Here is a 23,136-nt window from a genome sequence, read left to right on the forward strand (position 1 = left end):
AGCGAGGGATCTAGTCGTCACCCTGGATCCCTCGCTGCGCTCTGGATGACAGAGGTTCACGTAGCGCCGCGCGCCGCGTCGCCGTCGCCGCGGCGTCGACGCCGCGGCCGTCGGCGCCCAGCACCACGCCATAGACGTCGTGCGCCGCCTGCGGGCTGACGACCTCGTCGCGCACGTCGCGCAGCACGCGCTCGGGGTCACGCTCCAGCGGGCTGCCCCAGCCGCCGCCGCCGGGCGACAGCGCGCGCTCGGTGAGCGGCTGGTCGATGCGGCGGATGCCGTATTTCGGCGCCGGCATGACGGTGCCGTCGGCGAGCGTCAGCTCCATCTCGCCGGCGGCGCCCGCGCCGCCGCCCTGGATGCCGAAGCCGGTCCGGTAGTTCAGCCCCTCGCCGCGGAACGAGAACTCCGCCGGCTCGAGCACCTCGACCTCGTACTGGATGCCCGTGCCGCCGCGATACTTGCCGGGGCCGGCGGCATCGATGCGGAACTCGTGTCGGGTGATGGTCAGCGGATAGGCGCGCTCGTAGCCCTCGACATTGGGGATGGTGAGCCCGCCCAGCGCGATCAGGTGGCCGATCTGGTTGAAGCCGTCGCGCCCGTCGACCGCGCCGCCGCCGGCCATGGCGTGCCAGTGATAGGCGACATAGGGCCTGGCCGTGCCGATGCGCCCGGCGCTGCCGTTGTGGATGCTCTTGCCCCAGCCGGCGCAGGCGCGCTCAGGCGAGGCCTTGCCCAGCGCGTTCCAGATCGCGTGCACGATCTCGTGGGCGATGAACACGGTGTTCATGGTCATCGGCGCCGGCGGCCGCGCGTTCACGATCGTGCCCTCGGGCGCGACGATCCTGACGCAGCGGAAGGTGCCCTCGTTGCGCGGCAGGGCCGGATCGAAGAACGACGCCAGCGCCATGTAGACCGCCGACCAGGTGTTGGCGACCGAGCTGTTCTTGAAGCCCCTGATCTGCGGATCGGTGCCGGTGAAGTCGACGGTCAGCCCGTCGTCGCGCAGATCGAGGGCGACGCGGATCCACACGTCGCGCGTCTCGAAGCAATCGTTGTCGGTGCGCTCCTCGCCGCGCCACACGCCACGCGGTAGCGACGCCAGCGCGTTGCGGAAGCTGCGATCGGCGTGCGCCAGCACGCCCTCGATCAGCACCAGGCCGCGTTCGAAGCCATACTCCTCGAGCAGCGCCTGCAGGCGCTCGGCGCCGATCTGGGTCGAGCCCATCATCGCGCGCAGGTCGCCATCGAGCAGGTCGGGCGTGCGGCAGTTCAGCTTGAGCAGCGCCCAGAGGTCCTCGCGCAGCTGGCCGCGCTCGACCAGCTTCAGCACCGGCAACCGGATGCCCTCGTGGAAGATCTCGGTCGCCTCGGCGTTGTACGTGCCGGCCGCGCCGCCGCCGATATCCGACTGATGCGCGCGATTGCAGGCGAAGGCCGCCAGCGTGCCGTCGACGAAAACCGGCCGCGCGATCACCCAGTCCGGCAGGTGGTTGCCGCCGGCCTCGTAGGGATCGTTGAGCAGGAAGACGTCGAGCGGCTCGATGCGCCCGCCGAAGGCCTTGAGCACGGCGCGCACTGCGAAGCCGCCACCGCCGGTGTGGATCGGAATGCCGTCGGCCTGGCTGATCAGGGTGCCGTGCGCGTCGGCGAGGAAGCAGGAGAAATCGTGGCTCTGGTTGAAGATCGGGCTGCGCGCGGTGCGCGTCATCACCCAGCCCATCTGGCGCGAGATGTGGTCGAGCCGGTTCTGCACAAGCGCCAGCGCGATGGGATCGAGCGTGGTCGGATCGACGGTCATGGCTGCTCCAGCGCGATGTCGAAATTGCCGGCGGCATCCACGGTGAGCGTATCGCGCGGACCGGCGAACACCGTGGTGGTGACCTCCTCGACGATCAGCGGACCGACAAGCGCGTGGCCCGGCCGCAGGTCGGCGCCGGCATAGACCCGCGCCTCGGCCCAGCCGTCCTTCTCGCCGATCCACACGCGGCGCGTCGCGACGGGCCTCGCCTCGCCGCTCGCCGCGGGCGGCCCTTGCGGATCGACCGCGCCGACCTGGCCAATGCCGGCGACGCGCAGCGCCACCACGCCGATGCGGCCGCCGGGCTGGATGTGGCCGAACAGGCGCTGGTGCTGCGCCTCGAAGTCCTTGCGCACGGCAGCCGCGTCGAAGCCCGCGGCCGGCACCTCGACCTGCAGCGAGGATTGCTGGCCGGGATAGCGCAGGTCGAGCGCGCGCACGACCAGCAGGCGGTCGTTGCCGAAGCCCTCGGCATGCAAGGTGCGCCGCGCCTCGGTCTCCATCGCGGCGAAGGCCGCGGCGAGCGCCGCCGTGTCGAGCGAGTCGGTGTCGCCGTCATAGACGCGCAGCCAGTCCTGGCGCGCATCAGTGTGCAGCATGCCCAGCGCGCAGAACGCGCCGGCGACCCGCGGCACGTAGACCCGCTTGCAGCCCAGCGCGCGGCCCACCGAGGCGCCGTGCATCGGGCCGGCGCCGCCGGCGGCCACCAACGTCAGGCGACGCGGATCGACGCCGCGCTCGATCGAAATGCGCTCGACGGCATGCAGCAGGTTCTGCTCGACCAGGCGGATCACGCCCGAGGCGGCCTGCTCGACCGACAGGCCGAGCTTGCGGCCGATGGCCTGGTCGAGCGCCGTCTCGGCGAGCGACGCATCGAGCGTCACGGCGCCGCCGGCGATCGGGCCGGGCCGCAGCCGGCCCAGCGCCAGCAGCGCGTCGGTGACGGTGGGCTCGGTGTTGCCGAAGCCATAGCAGGCCGGGCCCGGCCGCGCGCCGGCGCCCTTGGGACCGACGAACAGCATGCCCGCGGCATCGACGCCGGCGATGGTGCCGCCGCCGGCACCGACCGTATGGATTTCTATGGCCGGCGTGGACAGATGATAGCCGCCGACCATCAGGTGATCGGCCGCCGCGACCCTGCCCTCGGCCATCAGCATCACGTCGCAGGAGGTGCCGCCGATCTCCATCGACAGCAGGTCGTCGGTGCCGGCGGCGCGCGCGAACATCGACAGCGCGCCGACGCCGGCGGCCGGGCCCGACAGAGCCAGGTTCACCGGCCGCGTCGCGGCCTGCGCGACCGAGGCCACGCCGCCATTGCTCTGCACCAGCAGCAGGCCGCGCGGCAGGCCTTCCGATCGCAGCGTCTCGTCGAGCGCGCGCAGGTAGGGCGCGACGCGCGGCGCGACATAGGCGTCGACCACCGTGGTCGAGCCGCGCTCGTACTCGCCGACCACGGGCATGATCTCGCTCGATACCGAGACCGCCCATTCATTGTTGGCCTCGCGCACGCGGCGCGCCGCGGCGGCCTCGTGCGCGCCCTCGGCGTAGCTGTTGATCAGGCAGATCGCCACCGCCTCGACGCCCTCCTCGCGGAACCGGGCGATGGCGGCGTCGACGTCCTCGATCCTGAGCGGCGCCAGCTCGTGGCCGTCGGCCGCGATGCGCCCGCGCACCGGGCGGCGCAGGTAGCGCGGCACCAGAACCGGCGGGAACGGTGTGCGGTGATCCCACATGTTCTCGCGCAGGCCGCGGCGGATCTCGACCGAATCGCGCAGGCCCTCGGTGGTCAGCATGCCGACCCGGGCGCCTTTGCCTTCCAGAATGGTATTGGTTGCTATGGTCGAGCCGTGCACGAACATGGCGCAGCCCTGCAGCAGCTCGCGCACCGCCATGCCCTGCCGGCGCGCCACGTCGATCACCGCGTCGAGCACGCCCCTGCTGGGATCGGCCGGCACCGAGGGCACCTTGCCGATCACCATGCGGCCCTCGGCGTCCTGCAGCACCAGGTCGGTGAAGGTGCCGCCGACATCGACGCCGATGCGCCACGGGGCGGCCAGCGCCCCTTTGCCATGGTTCTCTATGGTTGCCGCCGAATCCGCCATGCGATGTCCGCGCCACTTTGTGTCCGGCGCATCATGGCAGGACGGCGCGGCCGGTCAATTTCCACCCCTACGGCGGTCGGTCTCCTGTCATCCCGAGCGTAGCGATCCAGGCTCAGACGCATAGATCCCTGCGCTACAGGGGCCGCGGACGGCCCCGGGGATGACAGTCGTTCAGTCAGCGCGCCGGCACGATGCAGAAGCCCTGTGCCTCCACCCCCAGCGGCACGTTGAACTTGCTGCGGAAGTTCTCCAGCGCCACCGCGGCGGAGAGCTCGACGATCTGGGCATCGTCGAAGTGCTGCTTGAGCCTGGTGATCAGCTCGGGCTCGACGCGCTGGCCGGTGATGGTCGCCTTCTCGGCGAACTCCAGCGCCAGGCGCTCGGCCTCGCTGAACACAGGGGCATCGCGCCAGCGCGCGACGTTCTGCATCTTCTCTTCGCCACCCTTCTCAGCCTGCATCACACGTGATGCGTTGATGTCCATTCAAAAGGGACAGCCGTTGATCGTCGCCACCCTGAGGTAGAGCAATGCGCGCAGGCTGGCCGGCAGGCGGTTGGACTGTTCCAGCGCCACGGTCAGACGGCCGGCGGCCTCGAGGATCGGCGGACAATGCGCCATCACCTTGGTCGGATTGAGCAGCTCACCGAACATCTCGCGCTGGCGCGCGAAGGCCTTGCTCAGGATGGGATCGCCACCGTCCTCGGTGACTTCGGAAACAAGCGGCATGGGGGCTCCGTGTTGTGGTTGGTGCAACGCTCGCGTCAGGCGACCCGAACGGCAACCGCCCTCATGTCGCGAATGTTACTTTGCCCTGCTGGCAGAGCGCGCCGTTGCCGTTGGCGATCCAGGTCGTGACCGTGCCGTCCTTCTCGGCGCGGGCGTTCACGCTGAACGGCGCGGTGTGATAGACCGGACTCGTGGCGCGGAACTCGTAGCGCGCGACGCGGCGGCCGCCATTCTCGCGCCGCGCCAGCTCCAGCTGCATCAGCCCCATCAGCGGCCCGTGCACCAGCAGGCCGGGATAGCCCTCGACCTGCGTGACGTAGGGCAGGTCGTAGTGGATGCGGTGGCCGACGAAGACCAGGGCGGAGTAGCGGAACAGCAGCACCGGATCGGGCGTCACCATGCGCGACCACGTGGCATCGCTCGGCGCCGCCTTCGGCGTGGCCGGCCTGGCGTCGGGTGCCGGATCGCCGCGATAGACCAGATCCTGCTCGTGCACGATCGCCGGGCCGTCCCTGCCGCCGATGGTGTTGCGCACGGTGACGAAGACCATGGCGCCGCTGCTGCCGGTCTTGCCCTGCACGTCGGTGACCCTGGCCTCGCGGCGCAGCGCATCGCCGATGCGCACCGGCTTCAGCAATTCGATGCGGTTGCCGGCGTTCATGCGCCGCGGCAGCTCGATCGGCGGCAGGAATCCGCCGCGCCGCGGGTGGCCGTCGGGGCCGATCTGCGAGGCCGGCGCGGCCTCGAGGAAGTAGAACATGTGCCAGTAGGGCGGCAGCTCGTCGCCGATCTTCGGATCGGGATCGCCGGTGTCGAGCGTCGCCATCATCGCGCGCACCGGATAGGCGGTGACGACGTCCTCGCGCGTGTCGGTCCGGCCGATCCAGGTCCGGTAGTGGTCGAGCTTGTCGATCATCGCGCTCATGCGAACACCGCCTTGCCCTGCTGCGCCATCGCGCCCTGCGGGTCGCGGATCCATGTCGTCACCGAGCCGTCCGCCTCGCGCCTGGCCTGCACGTCGAAGGGCGCGAGGTCGTAGACCGGCGCCAGGGCGCGCAGCGCGAAGCTCTTCATCCGGCGATCCGGCACCGATCGGCGCGCCAGCTCGACCTGCAGCAGGCACATCAGCGGGCCGTGCACGATCAGGCCGGGATAGCCTTCGGCCGACGTCGCGTAGGGCTGGTCGTAGTGGATGCGGTGCGGATTGAAGGTCAACGCCGAGAAGCGGAACAGCAGCACCGGATCCGGCCTGATGGTCTTGCTCCACGTCGCGTCGCCGGGCGCCGGACGCCCCGCCTTCTGCACCTCGCCCGGCTTCGCCGCCTCGCGATAGACGCCGTCGATCTCCTCCTCCACCGCCAGGCCGCCGGCACCGAAGATGCGATGGCGCACGGTGACGAAGACCATCTCGCCGGTGCTGCCGCTCTTGCCCTCGATCGCGGCGATCGCCGATTCGCGGCGCAAGGTGTCGCCGAGCCTCAGCGGCACGTCGTGGAAGGTGAAGCGGCTGCCCGCCCACATGCGGCGCGGCAAGCTCACCGGCGGCATGAAATCGCCGCGGCCCGGCAGGCCGTCGGGCCCCAGCTTCGAGCGCGGCGTGGTGTCGAGGAAGTACAGCCAGTGCCACAGCGGTGGCAGCGCATCGCCCGCCGCCATGCGCGAATCGCCGGTGTCGAATGTCTGGATCAGGGCATGCGGCGGGAACGGTGCGGCGAAATCGTCGCGCGCTTCGCCTCGCCCGATCCATTGGCGCAAGCTCGCCAGATCGTCGCTCATGCGGTCTTCCTCCTGATACCCCGACACTCTTCCCTACCTTTCCCCGCCTCGCGGGGGAAGGTAGGTGTGGGTGGGTGGCGGAGGCCCATCTCCGACGCTATATACTGCGCGCGGCAATACGACCTGCGGACCCGGGAGACAGATCGCGATGAGCACCTTCGACGAGCGGGAAAAGGCCTTCGAGAACAAGTTCAAGCGCGACCAGGACCTGCAGTTCAGGGTCAACAACCGGCGCAACCGGCTGCTCGGCCAGTGGATCGCCGCGCAGCTCGGCAAGGCCGGACCGGACGCCGACGCCTACGCCAAGGAAGTCGTCATGGCCGACTTCGAGAAGCCGGGCGACGACGATGTGCTGCAGAAGGTGCTGGGCGACCTGCGGGCCGCCGGCCTGCCGGCCGACGCCGGCGTCGTGCGCAAGCAGATGGACAAGCTGCTCGAGGACGCCAAGCACCAGGTCATGGAAGAATCGAAGTAGCGCAGATGGACCTGCAGCTCGCCGGCCGCTCGGCGCTGGTCACCGGCGCCAGCATCGGCATCGGCCGCGGCATCGCCAAAGCGCTCGCGGCGGAGGGCGTGAGGCTCGCCGTCGTCGCCCGGCGGCGCAACCTGCTGGAGACGCTCGCCGAGGAGATCGCCGCTTCCGGCGGCGCGCGTCCGACACTGATCGAGTGCGACATGATGCGCGAGGACGCGCCGGCGAGCATCGTCGACACGGCGGTCAAGGCGCTCGGCGGCGTCGACATCCTGGTCAACAACGCCGGCGGCAGCCGCCACTTCAAGCTGCACACCGACGAGGCGCAGTGGCAGGAGGCGATGACCTTGAATTTCACGCGCCAGCGCCAGATCGCCGATCGGCTGATCGACGGCATGATTGAGCGCAAGTGGGGCCGCATCGTCAACATCACCGGCAAGTCCGAGCCCGACGGCATCAACGGTGCCTTCTGCGCCAAGGCGGCGATGCATTCATGGTCGAAGGGCCTGTCGCGCGAGGTCGGCAAGCACGGCATCACCGTGAACTGCATCCCGCCCGGCCGCATCCACAGCGAACAGATCCTGCGCAACTACGCGCCGGAATATCGCCAATGGCAGTCCGAGAACGAGATCCCGGTCGGCCGCTACGGCGAGCCGGAGGAGATCGCCGCCCTGGTCTGCTTCCTCGCCTCGCCGCTGGCCGGCTACATCACCGGCACGGTGATCCCGGTCGATGGCGGGCTACGGCGGTATCAATTCTGAAACACTGGCCTTCTACACCGATGCCATGACCACCTACGACCGCCTGATCCCCATCGAAGGCACCAGCAACGTCCGCTGCGTCGGCGCCTATGCGACGCGCGACGGTCGCCACGTCAGGCGCGGGCGCATCTATCGCTCGGCCAATCTCGACGAACTCAGCCCGGCCGGCCGTGCCCGCTTCGACGAGATGGGTCTGGGCACCATCGTCGATTTCCGCGGCGTCAACGAGGCGGCAGCCGCGCCGGCCTTCGCGCCCGGCGTGCGCCTGCACGCGCCGATCGAGCCCACCGTGGCCGACGAATTGCGCCGTCGGCGCGAGAGCGGACCGCTCGATGCCGCCGTCGCCGTCGAGGTGATGGAGCAGACCTATCGCTGGTACGCGCTGGAGAAGCACGATTCGTTCGCCAGGATGTTTCAGCGCCTGCTGGAGGATGGCGAGAAGCCGCTGCTGTTCCACTGCGCCGCCGGCAAGGACCGCACCGGCGTCGCCGCCGCCCTGATCCTCTCGGTGCTGGGCGTGCCGCGCGACGTGATCGAGGCCGACTACCTGCTGAGCAACGATCACTACGTGCCTCGGGTGCTGACCACGTCGGAGTTCCCCGACGAGGTGCGCGCCGCGCTGGTCAAGGTGCGGCCGTCATTCCTCAACGCCGCGCTGGACACGATCGAGGGCCGCTGGGGCAGTGTCGAGCGCTACCTCGAGGACACGATGAACATCGGCCCGCGCGAGCGCATGGCGCTGGCGGCGGCGCTGACGGAGCCGGCGTAGAGCGACGCGCGCACCCTGTCATCCCGAGCGCAGCGAGGGATCCAGGGAAGCCGCCTGGATCCCTCGCTACGCTCGGGATGACAGTTGCATTTGATTCGACGCCCGTGGCTCCAGTTCCACCTTCCCCCTCCGGAGAAGGCATGATCGCTACTGCGCCGCGACGATATCCTTGCTGACGATGCGCTTACGCCTGGCGTTGATCTCGCGCAGCATGATCATCGTCTCTTCCGCCACGGCCGCGCCGGGGATCTCCTCGCCGTCGCTCGCCAGCTCCTTCATGTCGACCCACACGGCGTACAGGGGCCGTGTGCGGTCGGTGATGATGCCGGCATGCAGCAGGGTCTTGATCAGCACGCGGAAGATGTTGGTGCTGCTGGTGAGCTGCTGGCGGCGGTCCTCGTCGGAGAACACCTCGCGGATGGCGTCGCGCACCCATTCCCAGTGCAGGCCGTACTTGCCGTAGATGACCTGCTTCTGCTCGGCGTTGACGAGATTGAAGAACAGCACCTGGAAGACCTCGGCGGTCCAGTCCTCGACGCGCTGGTGCTCCTCCGGCGTCAGGTTGCCGATGGTACGCTGCGCCCAGATGCGGCCGAAGCGGTGGTGGAAGGCCTCGTCGCTCATCACCAGCTGCACCAGCCGGCGCAGCACGGGATCGTTGGTCTGGGCGTTGAGCGTGGCGAAGGCGCCCATCGCCAGGCCCTCGACCAGCATCTGCATGCCGACGATCTTGCGATAGACCTCGGTCGTGGTGACCAGCTCGGTGAGCAGCTTGCCCACCGTGGCGCCCACCGGCAGCGGCTCGCCCCAGCGCAGGCCGATGTACCTGGTGAAGCCCGCGACATGGCGCGCCTCCTCGCGCGCCTGGTTGGCGGCGTATTCCTGGGCGCCCGGGTCGAGCAGGATGTGGCACAGGCTGGCCGACAGCGAGAGCGCACCCTGCTCGCCATGCAGCAGGCTGCTGAGCGACCAGTGGGTGACGTCGTTGGCGAGCTGGATCTTCTGGCGCTCGTCCAGCCTGTCGGCCACCGCGCTCCTGAGTTCCATGATGTTCTCGAGCGGCAGGATCGGCGTGGTCGCCATGTCGAAAGGCTGGCTGAAATCGATATAGGTCGGGTCCAGCGGGTCCCAGAAGTGATCGTGCGTCTGTGAAATGATCCGGTCGAAGGCGTCGCTGCGCCTTCCGTAGCGGCCGGTCGCCATCATCGCCGGGAAATCGTCGCGGTCGACGGTGTCGTAGGCGGCATCGTAGGTGATCTGGCGGGCGGCCATCACGGGCTCCGAAAAGGGTCGTGCGACAACGTGACTAGAGCGTCATTTAACCGAAAAAAGCACAGAATGACAGTGACTTGGTAGTGATCACGGTGACTCGCAAGGGGCTGCGTCACGGTGGCCCCTGCGTGTTGCACCCCGGCGCATGCGCCTGCTAGAACCCGCCTCGGAAAACGGGTGCGGCGGGCCTCCTCCGCCGATGCCCCGGAGATCAGCCCCATGAGCCGCCGCCGCCGCCTCTACGAGGGCAAGGCCAAGATCCTCTACGAGGGGCCCGAACCCGGAACCATCGTCCAGTACTTCAAGGACGACGCCAGCGCCTTCAACAACGCGAAGAAGGGCACGATCACCGGCAAGGGCGTAATCAACAACCGCATCTCGGAATATCTGATGACGCGGCTGAACGAGATCGGCGTGCCGACCCATTTCATCCGCCGGCTGAACATGCGCGAGCAGCTGATCCGCCAAGTCGAGATCATCCCGCTGGAGGTCGCGGTCCGCAACGTCGCCGCCGGCTCGCTGGCGGAGCGCTTCGGCATCCCCGAGGGCCAGCCTCTGCCGCGTTCGATCCTGGAGTTCTATTACAAGAACGACCAGCTCAAGAGCCCGCTGGTCACCGAGGAGCACATCACCTGCTTCGGCTGGGCCCAGCCGCAGGACATCGACGACATCGTCGCCCTGGCGCTGCGCATCAACGACTTCCTCTCCGGCCTCTTCCTGGGCATCGGCATCAAGCTGATCGACTTCAAGGTCGAGTTCGGCCGGCTGTACGAGGACGAGATGGTCCGAATCGTGCTCGCCGACGAGATCAGCCCGGACTCGTGCCGGCTGTGGGACCTGAAGACCAACGAGAAGATGGACAAGGACCGCTTCCGCCGCGACCTCGGCAAGGTCGAGGAGGCCTACCAGGAAGTCGCGCGGCGGCTCGGCATCCTGCTCGACCCCGGCGCCGGCGACCATCGCGGCCCGACCACGGTTCAATAGGCCATCGGGGCAATAGGCAGGAGACCATGAAGGCGCGCGTGCACGTCACCCTGAAGAACGGCGTCCTCGATCCCCAGGGCAAGGCGATCGGCAACGCGCTGCATCGCCTGGGCTTCCCCGAGGTCGGCGACGTGCGCCAGGGCAAGTTCATCGAGCTGGAGCTCGAGGAGACCGACGAGGCCCGCGCCAAGGCCCGGCTCGAGGACATGTGCCGCAAGCTGCTGGCCAACACGGTGATCGAGAACTACCGCATCGAGCTGGTGGCGTGAGCAACCGGTGGGCAGGGTCGTCGTCAACGGCCAATGCTACGAGTGGGATGACGAGAAGCGTCGCCGCACGCTGCGCAAGCATGGTGTGGACTTCGTCGATCTGCCGGCCGCGCTCGAGGCGGCCGCGATCTTCGGGGAGGACCTCGATCACTCGACAGATGAGGACCGCTGGCGCGCCCTCACGCCGTGTCGCGGACGGGTCGTCATGGTAGTCTACACGTGGCGTCAGGATTGCGCGCGCTTGATCACGGCACGCCACGCTACGCCGGCCGAAACCGCCCGATACCTGCAGCGCTCATGAACACGCAACGCAAGATCGACCCCGAGATACCGCCGACGGCCCGCGAAGACTGGGTCGGCGCGTTCATCGGCGCCGGTTTGCGGCGACCGGAGCCGGTGAGCGGTGGCATGATCTTCCATCTCTATCGCTCGTCCGTCGACCACAGTCTGATCGTGGTGACTGACGGCACAGCGCCGACGCGCTTTGTGAACTGCCCCAACAGTGGTCGTTGGCTGAAGTTCAAGTCGTTCGCGGAAACTGGCGCTCGCCGCGTCGATTTCTCGGAGAAGTCGGCGAAGGCGGATATTCGTAAGCGCGGTTTCCACTTGATCCATGTTGCGCCCGCCATCTCGGCCGCGGAATGAGAGATCCATGAAAGCCGCCGTCGTCGTCTTCCCCGGCACCAATCGCGAGCACGATATCGCCAACGCGATCGCGGTTACGTCCGGCACGCCGCCGGCGATGGTCTGGCACGGCGACAGCGAGCTGCCCAAGGTCGACCTGATCGTGATCCCCGGCGGCTTCTCCTACGGCGACTATCTGCGCTGCGGCGCCATGGCGGCGCATTCGCCCGTGATGCGCGAGGTCAAGGCGCGCGCCGGGAAGGGCGTGCCGGTGCTGGCGGTGTGCAACGGCTTCCAGGTCGCGGCCGAGATGGGCATCGTGCCGGGCACCCTGATGCGCAACGCGCACCTGCAATTCGTCTGCGGCGACGTGCACCTGACGGTCGAGACCAGCCAGAGCCTGTTCACCAACCGCTACCAGCAGGGCCAGATCATCCGCGTGCCGGTGGCCCACGCCGAGGGCAACTACTTCGTCGACGAGGACACGTTCAAGCGCATGGAGGATCGCGGCCAGATCGCCTTCCGCTATTGCGGGCACGACGGCGACCTCGCCTCGGGCAATCCCAATGGCTCGCTGCGCTCCATCGCCGGCGTCTTCAACGAGACCAAGACGGTGCTCGGCATGATGCCGCATCCCGAGAACGCCATCGAGCCGCGCTTCGGCGGCACCGACGGCAAGGGCCTGTTCGAAAGCCTCGTCGCCGCCATCGCCTGACCATGAACGCTCCCGAGAAGAACCCGCCAGTCAAGCTGCCCAACGAGCCGGTGATCACGCCGCAGGTCGTCGCCGAGCATGGCCTGGCGCCCGACGAGTACGAACGCCTGCTGGGCATCATGGGCCGCGAGCCGACCATGGTGGAGCTCGGCATCTTCTCGGCGATGTGGAGCGAGCACTGCTCCTACAAATCCTCGAAGGTGTGGCTGAAGAAGCTGCCGACCGAGGCGCCGTGGGTGATCTGCGGGCCGGGCGAGAACGCCGGCGTGATCGACATCGGCGACGGCCAGGCCGCCATCTTCAAGATGGAGAGCCACAACCACCCCTCCTACATCGAGCCCTACCAGGGCGCGGCGACAGGCGTGGGCGGCATATTGCGCGACGTCTTCACCATGGGCGCGCGGCCGATCGCCAACGTCAACGCGCTGCGCTTCGGCGACCCGTCGCATCCCAAGACGCGGCATCTGATCTCGGGCGTGGTGGCGGGCATCGGCGGCTATGGCAACTGCATGGGCATCCCCACGGTCGCCGGCGAGACCAATTTCCATCGCGCCTACAACGAGAACATCCTCGTCAACGCGATGACCGTGGGCATCGCGCCCGCCAATCGCATCTTCTATTCGGCGGCCGCCGGGCTGGGCAATCCGATCGTCTATGTCGGCTCGAAGACCGGCCGCGACGGCATCCATGGCGCCACAATGTCCTCGGCCGAGTTCAGCGAGGACAGCGAGAGCAAGCGGCCCACGGTTCAGGTCGGCGATCCCTTCGTCGAGAAGCTGCTGCTCGAGGCCTGCCTTGAGCTGATGGCCACCGACGCCATCGTCGCCATCCAGGACATGGGCGCCGCGGGCCTCACCTCGTCGTCGTTCGAGATGGCCGACAAGGGCGAGCTCGGCGTCGAGCTGCATCTGGATCGCGTGCCGATGCGCGAGACCGGCATGAACCCCTACGAGCTGATGCTGTCGGAGAGCCAGGAGCGCATGCTCATGGTGCTGAAGCCCGGCCGCGAGGAGATGGCGCGCAAGGTGTTCGAGAAGTGGGAGCTCGACTTCGCGATCATCGGCACGCTGACCGACACGCGCCGCATGGTGCTGCGCTGGCACGGCGACGTGGTCGCGAACATTCCCATCCCGCCGGTAGTCACCCAGGCGCCGATGTACGAGCGGCCGTGGACCGAAACCACGCTGCCGGCGACCTTGGCCATCGCCGACGTGCCGGCGCCCAAGGACTACGGCGCGGCGCTCCTGAAGATGATCGGCTGCCCGGACCTCGCGTCCAAGGCGTGGATCTGGCGGCAATACGATCACCTGATCATGGGCAACACGGCGATCCGCCCCGGCGGCGATTCGGCGGTGGTGCGCGTGGCGCATGGCAAGCCCAAGGCGCTGGCGATCACCTCGGACTGCACGCCGCGCTACTGCGCCGCCCATCCCCGGACCGGCGGCCGGCAGGCCGTGGCGGAGGCATGGCGCAACCTCACCGCGGTCGGCGCGCGGCCGCTGGCCTGCACCGACAACATGAATTTCGGCAACCCGACCAAGCCCGAGGTGATGGGGCAGTTCGGCGGCTGCATCACCGGCATGGCCGAAGCCTGCCGCGCGCTCGACTTCCCGGTCGTCTCCGGCAATGTCTCGCTCTACAACGAGACCGAGGGAAGGCCGATCATGCCGACGCCGGTGATCGGCGGCGTCGGGCTGCTGGCCGACGTGCAGGGCTGCGTCGACATCGCCTTGCGCGAGGCCGGCCTTTCGCTGGTGCTGGTCGGCGAGACCGGGGGCCATCTCGGCCAGTCGATCTTCCTGCGCGAGATCCATGGCCGCGAAGAGGGCGCGCCGCCGCCGGTCGACCTCGCCGTCGAGCGCCGCAACGGCGATTTCGTGCGCGAGCGGATCGGCGCCGGCCAGGTCGCCGCCTGCCACGACCTGTCGGACGGCGGCCTGCTGATCGCGCTGACCGAGATGGCGATGGCGGGCGCGACCGGCGCCACGATCGAGCCGCCGGCCGACCTCCCCACCCATGCCTGGCTGTTCGGCGAGGACCAGGGCCGTTACCTGCTGGCAACCGCCCAGGCCGATGCCGTACTGGCCGCCGCCACCAAGGCGGGCGTGCCGGCCCACAGGATCGGCGTTTCGGGCGGCGGCGCGGTGACGGTCAGCGGCCTGATGGCCATATCGCTGGGCGAGCTGCGCCGCGCCCACGAGACCTGGTTGCCCGCCTACATGGCCGGCGAAGCGGCCTGAAGGACCCCGATCCATGCCCATGGCCGCCGACGACATCGTTGCCCTGATCAAGGCCGGGCTGCCCGACGCCGAGGTCCGGATCGAGGACCTGGTGGGCGACGGCGACCACTACGCCGCGACAGTGGTTTCCAAAGCCTTCGCCGGCAAGAGCAGGGTCCAGCAGCACCAGATGGTCTACGCCGCGCTGGGTGGTCGCATGGGCGGGGAATTGCATGCGCTCAAGTTGACGACCATGGCGCCCGGGGCCAGTTAGGGTACACTGGACATACAGGTTCCACAGGAGATTGCGATGAGCGACGTCGCCAACCGCATCAGGGAAGAGGTCACCAGCAACGACGTGGTGCTGTTCATGAAGGGCACGCCGGTGTTCCCGCAATGCGGCTTCTCGGCCGCCGTGGTCGAGGTGCTCGAGCACCTGGGCGTGCGCTTCAAGGGCGTCAACGTGCTGGTCGATCCGGCCATCCGCCAGGGCATCAAGGAGTTCAGCGACTGGCCGACGATCCCCCAGCTCTACGTCAAGGGCGAGTTCGTCGGCGGCTGCGACATCGTGCGCGAGATGTACGAGACCGGCGAGCTCGAGCAGGTCTTCAGGGACAAGGGCATCACCGTCCAGCAGGCCGCCTGAAGAGCCGCCAGCCCATGGCGCCAAAGGCCGCCCGCGAGGGCGGCCTTTTGCATGTGGCGCGGTCACACCCCGATACGCAAATGCCCCCTTGCCGCCCCTAATCTCGGCGGCGCGATCCCTACCTGACTCCCGAAGCCCGCCACCGTCGGGTGGGCAGCCAAGGGAGTTGGCCCATGACGATGACGAAGATCCTGCTGGCAGCCGCCTGCGCAGGTCTGCTGGCCTTCAGTGCCGCGCCCGGACGGGCCGCGGGCCCGATGATGCCGGGCGCCAGCGATCGGACGGTCAACGGCGGAAGCGTGCAGGAGGTCGAGTACCGCGGCGACCGCTGGCGCCATCGTTGGCCCGGCCATGCCGCGCCGCGCCGCTACTATCATTCGCCGCGTTACGGCCACGGGCAGTGGCGCTACCGCAACCACTACGTACCGCGCTACGGCCACCGTTACTGGGGCCACCGCCCCTACTACGCGCCAGGATATCGCTCCTGGAACAGTTACCACAGGCCCCATCGCGGCTATTCCGGCCACTGGCGATGGTAAGGCACTTGCGGCAGCAATCGGGCGGCCCGCGCGTCACGCCTCGACGGGCAAATGCCTCCTGGCCGCCGGCAACCCGGTCCCCGCAAGCACCATTGACTCCTTGAAGCCCGCGAGCAGCGGGCAGGCAACAAGGGAGCTGTCCCATGACGCCGATGAAGAAGATCCTGCTGGCCGGTGCCGGCGCGGCCCTGCTGGCTTTCAGCGCCGCGCCCGTGCTGGCCGCGGGCCCGATGATGTCCACCCAGGGCGATACGGCGGTCGAGAAGGCCGAGTATCGCTGGGACCGCTGGCGCGGCCGCTGGGTGTGGCATGAGCCGCCACGCTACTACTCGCCACGCTATGGCCGCGACTACCTGTTCGACCGCGACGACAACCCGCCGGGTCCGCGCGGTGGTCCGGGCACGAACTGGGAGAATCCGCCCGGCCCGCGCGGCGGTCCGGGCGCCTCGCCTGACCGGCGCTATCCCAGCTACTGGTGGGATCGGCGCACGTATTGATCACACGCGCTGAGCCGAAGGGGTCCCGGCGGGCAATCGCCGGGACCCCTTGCCGATTCAGGCCGCCATCTCGAGGATCGATTTCACGTCCGCCGGCCCGGCGATCTTGCGCGGGTTGGTGTAGGTCCAGCGATCGTGCATGGTGTTCTCGGCCAGCAGGTCGAACTGCTCGGGCCCGACGCCGACCTCCTTCAGGGTGCGCGGCAGGCCGAGCCCGCTGATCAGCTCGTGCAGCGCGTCGCCGGCATCGATGCCGGGCCGGCCCAGCGCCTCGCTGACTACCGCCTGGCGTTCGGCATTCACCAGTTTGTTCCAGCGCATGACGGTGGGCAGCATCACGCACGAGGTGTAGCCGTGCGGCACGCCGGCGGTGCCGCCCAGGATATGGCCGATGGCGTGGCTGGCGCCCTTGTCGACGCCGGCCTGCGATCCCACCACGGAGAGCCACATGCCCATCAGGCAGTCGAGCCGCGCCGCCATGTCGGACTCGTCGGCCTTCACGCCGCGCAGGCCGCGGCTCAGCAGCTTCAGGGCGTGGATGTCGGCGGCCTCGGAGTAGGCGTTGCAGCGCGGCGAGCAGATGTCCTCGGCGGCGTGATCGACGGCGCGGATGCCGCTGGACAGGAACAGCCACAGCGGCGTGTGCACCGTCGCCGCCGGATCGAGGATCACGACGCGCGGCACGTGCAGCGGGTGGAAATACGATTCCTTCTTCCTCGTCGCCGTGTCGGTGCAGCCGGCGCCGGGATTGAACTCGCCGGCCGACAGCGTGGTCGGCACGGCGACCTGGCGCACCGTGGGCGCATTCACCGGCCGGCGCGTCGGCGGGGTGGCATTGGTGATCCGCCTGTAGTCGTCGAGCTGCTCGGGCTTGGTCACGTCGTTGGCGAGGCAGAGCTGGATCATCTTGCCGGCATCGGTCACCGAGCCGCCGCCCACCGTGGCGATCAGGTCGGCGCCGGCCTCGCGCGCGGCGTTGGCGGCGGCGACGCAGTCGGTGCGCGGCGTGTGCGCGGCGATGCGATCCCACGTGCCGGCGTACCGGTTGCCCAGCCTGCCGACCACGTTGCGCACCACATCGGAGGTGCGGTTGAGCGTGCCGCTGGCGACGATGAAGACCTTGCTGGCGCCGATGCGCGCCGTTTCCTCGGCCAGCGCCTCGGCGCACGGCTTGCCGAACACGACCTGGTCCATGTGCGGATAGCGATAGACGCCCATCGTCGCCATGCCTGCCTCCCATTCCTGCACTGGCTGTCATGTATGGACGGCCCCCGTTTCGCAAGGTGTGAGTAGCGACGTTTGGCGAGCAGGTAGGAGCAGTCATGTATGCGACCTGTGTGTGCGGCAGTGAGAGCCGCTGGCCAAGAAGGTATCCGTGGCCGTGATCTCCAATCATCCCGACGCCCTCGAGGGGCGATGACAGCAGGGAGTGTTCCCGGTCCGGTAGGCCTACCGATTTCGCCATCTATCGTTGCTGGCTCCTTGCGAAGGGTTGGCGCCGGCTCGTCGTCTCAGGCGGCGAGCGGAGCGCGATAGGGCTGGTTGTCCCTGAGCATGGCCCACAGGATGCGGGCGGTGCGGGCGGCCTGGGCGACGGCCAGCACCTTCTTCTTGTGCTGGCGCGCCATCAGGCGGCGCAGCCAGGGCGAGGCTTTGTCGGGCTGGCGGGCGACGTGGCGCAGCCAGGCGGTGGCGCCGAGCACGAGCAGGCGGCGCAGGGTGCGGTCGCCTTGCTTGGTGATGGCGCCGAGGCGTTGCTTGTCGCCGCTCGACTGGTCGTGCGGCGTCAGGCCGAGCCAGGCGGCGAAGTCGCGGCCGCTCTTGAACATCGCCGGATCCGGCATGGTGGCGAGCAGGGCATGGGCGGTGAGCGGGCCGACCCCGGGCGCGCTCCCCAACAGCAGCGCCCGGGCGTCGGCCCGCGCTTCAGCCACGATGCTTGCCTGCAGCTCCTCGATCGTCGTCTCGAGCTGGGCATGATGGGCCGCGAGGCTGCGCGCAGACATCAGAGCCGAGCGCGGCAGCCCTGCCGTGTCCTCGCCGATCGCCGCCAGCAGCTGATCCAGGCCGCGCTTGCCGACCGGCGCCACGATGCCGAACTCGCCCAGCAGCGCGCGCAGGGCGTTGGCCGTCTGCGTGCGCTGGCGCACCAGCAGCTCGCGGCTGCGATGCAGCGACAGCGCCGCCTGCTGCTCCACCGTCTTCAGCCGCACGAAGCGCATGTCTGGACGGCTCATCGCCTCGCAGCACGCCTCAGCGTCGCGCCCGTCGTTCTTGTTGCGCTTGACGTAGGGCTTCACGTAGGCCGGCGGCATCAGCCGAACCTCGTGGCCCAGACCCTGAAGCACCCGCCCCCAGTGGTGCGCCGAGCCGCACGCCTCCATGCCGATGGTCGCCTTCGGCAGCCCGGCGAAGAACTCCGCCATCCGCGCCCGCTTCAGGCGACGACGCAACACCACCTTGCCGCTGGCGTCGCGGCCATGCAGCTCGAAGACGTTCTTCGCGATGTCCAGTCCGATCGTGATAGCCTGTTCCATGGACGGTCCCCTTTGACTGGCTGCTTCAACGACACCAGTGTGGCACGCTCGATGCCGTTTGGGGGCCGTCCACCCCATCATCCCGAGCGCAGCGAGGGATCCAGGAGCAGCCTGGATCCCTCGCTGCGCTCGGGATGACGGATCGTGCCTGAGCCTGCGGCGCCGGCATGGTGCGTGCAAGCGAATTGGCATGATTGTTTGGCAGGGCGTCGGCGCCTGCTATCGTGGCGCCGGTTGTTGGTAACGGAGACGGACCATGTCGTTCATCGGGAAGATCGCGAAATCGGCGGCGGCCAGCGCGATGGCGCTTTCGTTCGCGGCCGCGGCGCAGGCGCAGACGACCTTGCGGGTCGTGGCGCATTCGGACCTGAAGATCCTCGATCCGATCTGGACCACCGCCTACATCACGCGCAACCACGGCTACCTGATCTACGACACGCTGCTGGGCCAGGACTCGACCTTGGCGATCCGCCCGCAGATGGCCGAGAAGTGGACGGTGAGCGACGACAAGCTCACCTGGACCTTCACCCTGCGCGACGGCCTGGAGTTCCACGACGGCCAGCCGGTGACCTCCACCGACGTGGTGGCCTCGCTCAAGCGCTGGGCCGAGCGCGATTCGATGGCCCAGCAACTGTGGACGCGGGTGAGCGAGATCACGCCCATCGACGCGAAGAGCTTCAAGCTGGTGCTGAAGGAGCCTTACGGCCTGGTGATCGAGACCCTGGGCAAGCCGAGCTCGCTGGTGCCCTTCATCATGCCGGCGCGGGTCGCGGCGACGCCGTCGAACCAGCAGATCAAGGATTTCACCGGCTCCGGCCCGTTCATCTTCAGCGCCAAGGAGTGGAAGCCCGGCGACAAGGTCATCTACCTCAAGAACCCCAAGTACAAGCCGCGCGGCGAGCCGGCCTCGGGGATGGCCGGCGGCAAGGTGGTCAAGGTCGACCGCGTCGAATGGATCGCCATGCCCGACCCGCTGACCGCGGCCAACGCGCTGCTCGCCGGCGAGATCGACATGATCGAGGCGCCGCCGCCCGACCTGTTCCCGGTCCTGCAGAAGGACAAGAACATCGCGCTCTACGGCTGGAACCCGCTGGGCAGCCAGATCATCGGCCGCTTCAACCACCTGCACCCGCCGTTCAACAACCCCAAGGCGCGGCTGGCGGCATTCTACGCCACGGCACAGAGCGACTATCTCGAGGCCCAGGTCGGCGACAAGGACATCTATTTCGAGTGCAACGCGCCACTGACCTGCGGCAACCCGCACACCAAGACCTATGGCGATCTGCTGCTCAAGCCCAACCTGGAGAAGGCGCGCGCGCTCCTCAAGGAGTCGGGCTATGACGGCACGCCGATCGTGCTGATGCACCAGACCGACCTGCAATCGTCCAACCGCCTGGCGCCGGTGGCCAAGGCGCAGCTCGAGCGGGCCGGCTTCAAGGTCGACATGCACTCGATGGACTGGCAGTCGGTGGTGTCGCGCCGCGCCAAGAAGGATCCGCCGGCACAGGGCGGCTGGAACATGTTCTTCACCACGACGGTGGCGGTCGATGCCGCCAACCCGGTGGCCAACGCCTTCACCAATGGCGGCTGCGAGAAGGCGTGGTTCGGCTGGCCGTGCGATGAGGCGCTGGAGAAGCTGCGCGCCGACTACTCGCGCGCGACCGACGACGCGGCCAAGAAGGATCTCGCCTTCAAGATCCAGGACCGCGTGATGGAGCAGGCGCACTACCTCGTCGTCGGCCAGTACAAGGCCTTCGGCGCCTATCGCAAGGGCGTGGTCGAGGGCTGGCTGCAGGGCCCGGCCGCGGTGTTCTGGAACATCAGCAAGAAGTAGTGCTCTGCTCCCTCTCCCCGCTTGCGGGGAGAGGGTTGGGGTGAGGGGTTGATCCTGGTTGCGCACGGTGGCGGTGCGACGCTTGATGCGGCCCCTCACCCCGACCCTCTCCCCGCGAGCGGGGAGAGGGAGCAAACGGCGCCCTGCTCGCCCATTGCGACGCGCCGCCCATCAAACGCAACTGTCATCCCGAGCGTAGCGAGGGATCCAGCATGTCTTCCTGGGAGCGCCGGCGCTCCCAAAGAGACCCCCCCCTGCACTACAGGGGCCGCGGACGGCCCCGAGGATGACAGGCGCAATTGAGCCCTCAGCTCGCCGCCACGATGAAGCTCATCTGCCTGGCGCCGAAGTCACGCCGTTGCGTGTCGAGCACGTCGAAGCCGGCGCGGCGCACGCAGTCCACGACCTCGGCCTCGGGACGGATGCAATAGATCTCCGCCGGGAAGATGGCACCAAACCGCGAATCCTCGGCGGGACGGAAGCCGAGCACGAAGCGGCCGCCGGGTCTCAGCACGCGATGGATCTCTCCCAGGTGATCCTGCGGCGAGGACCAGAAATAGATGGTGTGGACCGCGTAGGCCTTGTCGAAGGTCCGATCGGCGAAGGGCAGCCGGTCGCTGCGCCCGAGATGGAAGCCGACGCGCCCCTCCCGCACCAGGGCGCGGTGGCGGCGCGTGGCGTGGCGATGCATGACCGGCGAGAAGTCGACTCCCGACAGATCGCCGCGCGGGGCCATGGACGCCGCCTTCGCCAGGGTCGCGCCATGGCCTGATCCGACCTCCAGCACGCGATCGTCGGGTTCGAGCCGCAGAAATTCCAGCGCCCTGTCGTTCTCCGCGGCGGTCTCGCGCGCCATGATGCGGGCCACGAGGCGGCCCAGAAGGCCCTCCGGCCGCCGCCCCTGCCTGGCGATCATCAATGGCTTGCGCATGGTCCCTCCCGGCCCAGGCGCCCATCCCGCCAGAGTCGCGCGATCAAATCTCGCCGAGTTCGAAATCGGCGAGCGATCGCGGCGGCAAACTCAGGAATCGGCAGGGATCAGCTCCGCGCGGCCCAGGCGGGCAGGACCCGGACCAGCGCGGCCGCAAGATCGGCACCGCTCACCCCCGGCATGTCCAGCCCGAGTTCGGCAATGAAGCGGTCGATGCGCGCCGGCAGGTCGGAGGCGTCGAGACGCAGGCCGCACATCGCCGTGGCCAGCTTCGGCGGGCCGTCGATCGGCAGGCAGGTGAAGTCGCCGGCGAGATCGAGATCGACCAGCACGCCGTCGCGCGCCAGCGCCCGAAGGCGCAGCAGGCCACCTGGCGCCTTGTGGTCGGCCTCGACCAGCGCCGCGCCGGCCATCAGCTTCACGCCATCGGCGACTGCGCGCCGCCCGCGCCGGTACGTCCAGTCAGGGTCGAGCAACGAGCCCGCACGCCGGGCGATGGCGACGCGCTCGTCCTTGCGCGGCTCGCCCCGTACTGGCGCGGCATCGAGCGTGCGCGGCAGGCCGTGCAGCAATGTCGCGATCACCTGCTCGCGCGACGGCGGCGTGCCGAGCTCGCGGCGCAGGCTGGTGATGTAATCGGCCAGCGAGGTGCGCAGCTTGTCGCGGAATTTCTCCGACGGCACGCGCAGGGCACACGCCATGCGCTCTGCGTCGAAGTCGAACAGGATCATGCCGGCGAACACGACGGCCTCGCCGATCGCCGCGATCGCCGAGCCGCCGATCTTGCGGCCATCGACGTGGATGTCGTTGAGCGCCCGGTACTCGGCGGCCACGCCCAGCGCGCGATAGGTCTCGACCAGCGGCGCGATGAAGCGCGGATAGAGCGCCGCCGCGCGGCCCGTCGCCAGCCGCCGCGGGTAGACGAAGTGCACGAAGAGATGCGGCGCATCGAGCAGCACGGCGCCGCCGCCGGCCTCGCGGCGGATCACCGGCATGCCCTGGGCGGCGCACCAATCCGCGTCGACCTCCTGCGCCACGTCCTGGTGGAAGCCGACGCAGATGAAGGGCGCGTCGGGGTTCGACAAGGTCATCACGGGATCGTCATCGGCGCCCATGGCGTCGGCGATGCCGTGCCAGATCGCCAGCGACATCACCGGCGGGACGGAGCCGAAATCGAGCACGCGCAGCGCAGACATGCTAGCCTCGCGCCATGAAGAAGCTCGTGATCGTGATGGTCAACACCGATCCGCGCAACGGCGAGGAACTGGGCGCGCCGTTCTACCAGGCCGCCGTGGCCGCGGCGATGGACTACGAGGTCGAGGTGATCTGCACCGCCACCGCCGGCCGGTTGCTCAAGCGCGGCGTGGCCGAGAAGCTGCATGTGAAGGCGGGCGCCAGGACCACGGTCTACGACTTCATCAAGGAAGCGCACGAGAACGGCGCCAAGCTCTACGCCTGCTCCAACAACCTCGAGCTCTTCGACATGACGAAGGAGGAGCTGATCCCGGAATGCGCCGGGCTCGTCGGCGCCGGCTACCTGGTGCAGAAGATCATGGAAGAAGACTGCCGCGTGCTGACCTATTGAGACGTGCTTCACCTGTCATCCCGAACGCAGCGAGGGATCCAGGCGGTTTCCGGGATCCCTCGCTGCGCTCGGGATG

General features: G+C 68.8%; 26 protein-coding genes. 15 read left to right on the plus strand and 11 right to left on the minus strand.

Annotation, left to right across the window (positions count from 1 at the left end):
- Positions 1 to 10: 10 nt before the first annotated feature.
- The 6 genes from KF889_24300 to KF889_24325 form a co-directional block, all read right to left on the minus strand.
- Positions 11 to 1,801, minus strand: coding sequence for a hydantoinase B/oxoprolinase family protein (locus KF889_24300; GenBank protein ID MBX3502579.1), 1,791 nt, complete (start codon positions 1,799 to 1,801; stop codon positions 11 to 13).
- Positions 1,798 to 3,903 (minus strand): hydantoinase/oxoprolinase family protein, encoded by a 2,106-nt coding sequence (locus tag KF889_24305; protein ID MBX3502580.1) that lies wholly within the window; start codon positions 3,901 to 3,903, stop codon positions 1,798 to 1,800. The genes KF889_24300 and KF889_24305 overlap by 4 nt, the downstream gene beginning before the upstream one ends.
- 175 nt (positions 3,904 to 4,078) lie before the next feature.
- A complete protein-coding gene (locus KF889_24310) occupies positions 4,079 to 4,363 on the minus strand; it encodes a carboxymuconolactone decarboxylase family protein (protein ID MBX3502581.1) in 285 nt (94 codons plus the stop codon).
- A gap of 24 nt (positions 4,364 to 4,387) precedes the next feature.
- On the minus strand, positions 4,388 to 4,630 hold the full coding sequence (locus KF889_24315) for a carboxymuconolactone decarboxylase family protein (protein MBX3502582.1): 243 nt from the start codon (positions 4,628 to 4,630) through the stop codon (positions 4,388 to 4,390).
- A gap of 61 nt (positions 4,631 to 4,691) precedes the next feature.
- Positions 4,692 to 5,555 (minus strand): MaoC family dehydratase N-terminal domain-containing protein, encoded by an 864-nt coding sequence (locus KF889_24320; GenBank protein MBX3502583.1) that lies wholly within the window; start codon positions 5,553 to 5,555, stop codon positions 4,692 to 4,694.
- On the minus strand, positions 5,552 to 6,406 hold the full coding sequence (locus KF889_24325; protein MBX3502584.1) for a MaoC family dehydratase N-terminal domain-containing protein: 855 nt from the start codon (positions 6,404 to 6,406) through the stop codon (positions 5,552 to 5,554). The genes KF889_24320 and KF889_24325 overlap by 4 nt, the downstream gene beginning before the upstream one ends.
- Before the next feature lie 148 nt (positions 6,407 to 6,554).
- On the opposite strand from KF889_24325, the gene KF889_24330 reads away from it, so the two are divergent.
- From KF889_24330 to KF889_24340, 3 genes are read left to right on the plus strand one after another with little or no spacing between them, the layout of a single operon-like run.
- The gene (locus KF889_24330; GenBank protein ID MBX3502585.1) at positions 6,555 to 6,881 is read left to right on the plus strand and encodes a DUF1476 domain-containing protein; all 327 of its coding nucleotides are present in this window, start codon (positions 6,555 to 6,557) and stop codon (positions 6,879 to 6,881) included.
- Between the two features lie 5 nt (positions 6,882 to 6,886).
- Entirely contained in the window at positions 6,887 to 7,639 is a 753-nt protein-coding gene (locus KF889_24335) for an SDR family oxidoreductase (protein ID MBX3502586.1), read from the plus strand.
- On the plus strand, positions 7,611 to 8,408 hold the full coding sequence (locus KF889_24340) for a tyrosine-protein phosphatase (GenBank protein ID MBX3502587.1): 798 nt from the start codon (positions 7,611 to 7,613) through the stop codon (positions 8,406 to 8,408). Before KF889_24335 ends, KF889_24340 begins: the two co-directional genes overlap by 29 nt.
- A 147-nt stretch (positions 8,409 to 8,555) precedes the next feature.
- Here KF889_24340 and KF889_24345 read toward each other — a convergent pair whose 3' ends face one another.
- On the minus strand, positions 8,556 to 9,680 hold the full coding sequence (locus KF889_24345; GenBank protein ID MBX3502588.1) for a ferritin-like domain-containing protein: 1,125 nt from the start codon (positions 9,678 to 9,680) through the stop codon (positions 8,556 to 8,558).
- A gap of 219 nt (positions 9,681 to 9,899) precedes the next feature.
- On the opposite strand from KF889_24345, the gene KF889_24350 reads away from it, so the two are divergent.
- The 10 genes from KF889_24350 to KF889_24395 all read left to right on the plus strand — a co-directional run bounded on the left by KF889_24350 (position 9,900) and on the right by KF889_24395 (position 16,173).
- Positions 9,900 to 10,664, plus strand: coding sequence for a phosphoribosylaminoimidazolesuccinocarboxamide synthase (locus KF889_24350; protein ID MBX3502589.1), 765 nt, complete (start codon positions 9,900 to 9,902; stop codon positions 10,662 to 10,664).
- 26 nt (positions 10,665 to 10,690) lie between these two features.
- Entirely contained in the window at positions 10,691 to 10,933 is a 243-nt protein-coding gene (purS, locus tag KF889_24355; protein ID MBX3502590.1) for a phosphoribosylformylglycinamidine synthase subunit PurS, read from the plus strand.
- Between the two features lie 7 nt (positions 10,934 to 10,940).
- Complete coding sequence (locus tag KF889_24360; protein ID MBX3502591.1) at positions 10,941 to 11,234, plus strand: BrnT family toxin; 294 nt, start codon at positions 10,941 to 10,943, stop codon at positions 11,232 to 11,234.
- Positions 11,231 to 11,578 (plus strand): hypothetical protein, encoded by a 348-nt coding sequence (locus tag KF889_24365; GenBank protein MBX3502592.1) that lies wholly within the window; start codon positions 11,231 to 11,233, stop codon positions 11,576 to 11,578. The genes KF889_24360 and KF889_24365 overlap by 4 nt, the downstream gene beginning before the upstream one ends.
- Before the next feature lie 7 nt (positions 11,579 to 11,585).
- Positions 11,586 to 12,272, plus strand: a complete 687-nt coding sequence (gene purQ, locus KF889_24370) for a phosphoribosylformylglycinamidine synthase subunit PurQ (protein MBX3502593.1) — start codon at positions 11,586 to 11,588, stop codon at positions 12,270 to 12,272.
- Positions 12,273 to 12,274: 2 nt separating this feature from the next.
- A complete protein-coding gene (gene purL / locus KF889_24375) occupies positions 12,275 to 14,512 on the plus strand; it encodes a phosphoribosylformylglycinamidine synthase subunit PurL (protein ID MBX3502594.1) in 2,238 nt (745 codons plus the stop codon).
- A gap of 13 nt (positions 14,513 to 14,525) precedes the next feature.
- On the plus strand, positions 14,526 to 14,765 hold the full coding sequence (locus tag KF889_24380; protein MBX3502595.1) for a BolA family transcriptional regulator: 240 nt from the start codon (positions 14,526 to 14,528) through the stop codon (positions 14,763 to 14,765).
- A gap of 36 nt (positions 14,766 to 14,801) precedes the next feature.
- On the plus strand, positions 14,802 to 15,137 hold the full coding sequence (gene grxD, locus KF889_24385) for a Grx4 family monothiol glutaredoxin (GenBank protein ID MBX3502596.1): 336 nt from the start codon (positions 14,802 to 14,804) through the stop codon (positions 15,135 to 15,137).
- Positions 15,138 to 15,310: 173 nt separating this feature from the next.
- Complete coding sequence (locus tag KF889_24390) at positions 15,311 to 15,676, plus strand: hypothetical protein (GenBank protein ID MBX3502597.1); 366 nt, start codon at positions 15,311 to 15,313, stop codon at positions 15,674 to 15,676.
- A 143-nt stretch (positions 15,677 to 15,819) separates the two neighbouring features.
- Positions 15,820 to 16,173, plus strand: coding sequence for a hypothetical protein (locus KF889_24395; GenBank protein ID MBX3502598.1), 354 nt, complete (start codon positions 15,820 to 15,822; stop codon positions 16,171 to 16,173).
- A 57-nt stretch (positions 16,174 to 16,230) separates the two neighbouring features.
- On the opposite strand, the gene KF889_24400 is transcribed toward KF889_24395, so the two are convergent.
- Positions 16,231 to 17,367, minus strand: coding sequence for an iron-containing alcohol dehydrogenase (locus KF889_24400; GenBank protein ID MBX3502599.1), 1,137 nt, complete (start codon positions 17,365 to 17,367; stop codon positions 16,231 to 16,233).
- A gap of 317 nt (positions 17,368 to 17,684) precedes the next feature.
- Entirely contained in the window at positions 17,685 to 18,710 is a 1,026-nt protein-coding gene (locus tag KF889_24405; protein ID MBX3502600.1) for an IS110 family transposase, read from the minus strand.
- A 256-nt stretch (positions 18,711 to 18,966) separates the two neighbouring features.
- Here KF889_24405 and KF889_24410 point away from each other — a divergent pair, with 256 nt between their 5' ends.
- Positions 18,967 to 20,544, plus strand: coding sequence for an ABC transporter substrate-binding protein (locus KF889_24410; GenBank protein MBX3502601.1), 1,578 nt, complete (start codon positions 18,967 to 18,969; stop codon positions 20,542 to 20,544).
- 307 nt (positions 20,545 to 20,851) lie between these two features.
- On the opposite strand, the gene KF889_24415 is transcribed toward KF889_24410, so the two are convergent.
- Together KF889_24415 and KF889_24420 are read right to left on the minus strand one after the other, a co-directional pair.
- Entirely contained in the window at positions 20,852 to 21,475 is a 624-nt protein-coding gene (locus tag KF889_24415) for a class I SAM-dependent methyltransferase (protein ID MBX3502602.1), read from the minus strand.
- 107 nt (positions 21,476 to 21,582) lie between these two features.
- Positions 21,583 to 22,671 carry a lipoate--protein ligase family protein gene (locus tag KF889_24420; protein ID MBX3502603.1) on the minus strand — a complete coding sequence of 363 codons (1,089 nt, stop codon included), beginning with the start codon at positions 22,669 to 22,671 and terminating at the stop codon, positions 21,583 to 21,585.
- Positions 22,672 to 22,685: 14 nt separating this feature from the next.
- Between KF889_24420 and KF889_24425 the strand changes: the two genes are divergently transcribed.
- Positions 22,686 to 23,060, plus strand: coding sequence for a DsrE/DsrF/DrsH-like family protein (locus tag KF889_24425; GenBank protein ID MBX3502604.1), 375 nt, complete (start codon positions 22,686 to 22,688; stop codon positions 23,058 to 23,060).
- Positions 23,061 to 23,136: the final 76 nt, after the last annotated feature.

It is taken from the genome of Alphaproteobacteria bacterium (assembly GCA_019635875.1).
In the GTDB taxonomy this organism is placed as follows: domain Bacteria; phylum Pseudomonadota; class Alphaproteobacteria; order Reyranellales; family Reyranellaceae; genus JAFAZJ01.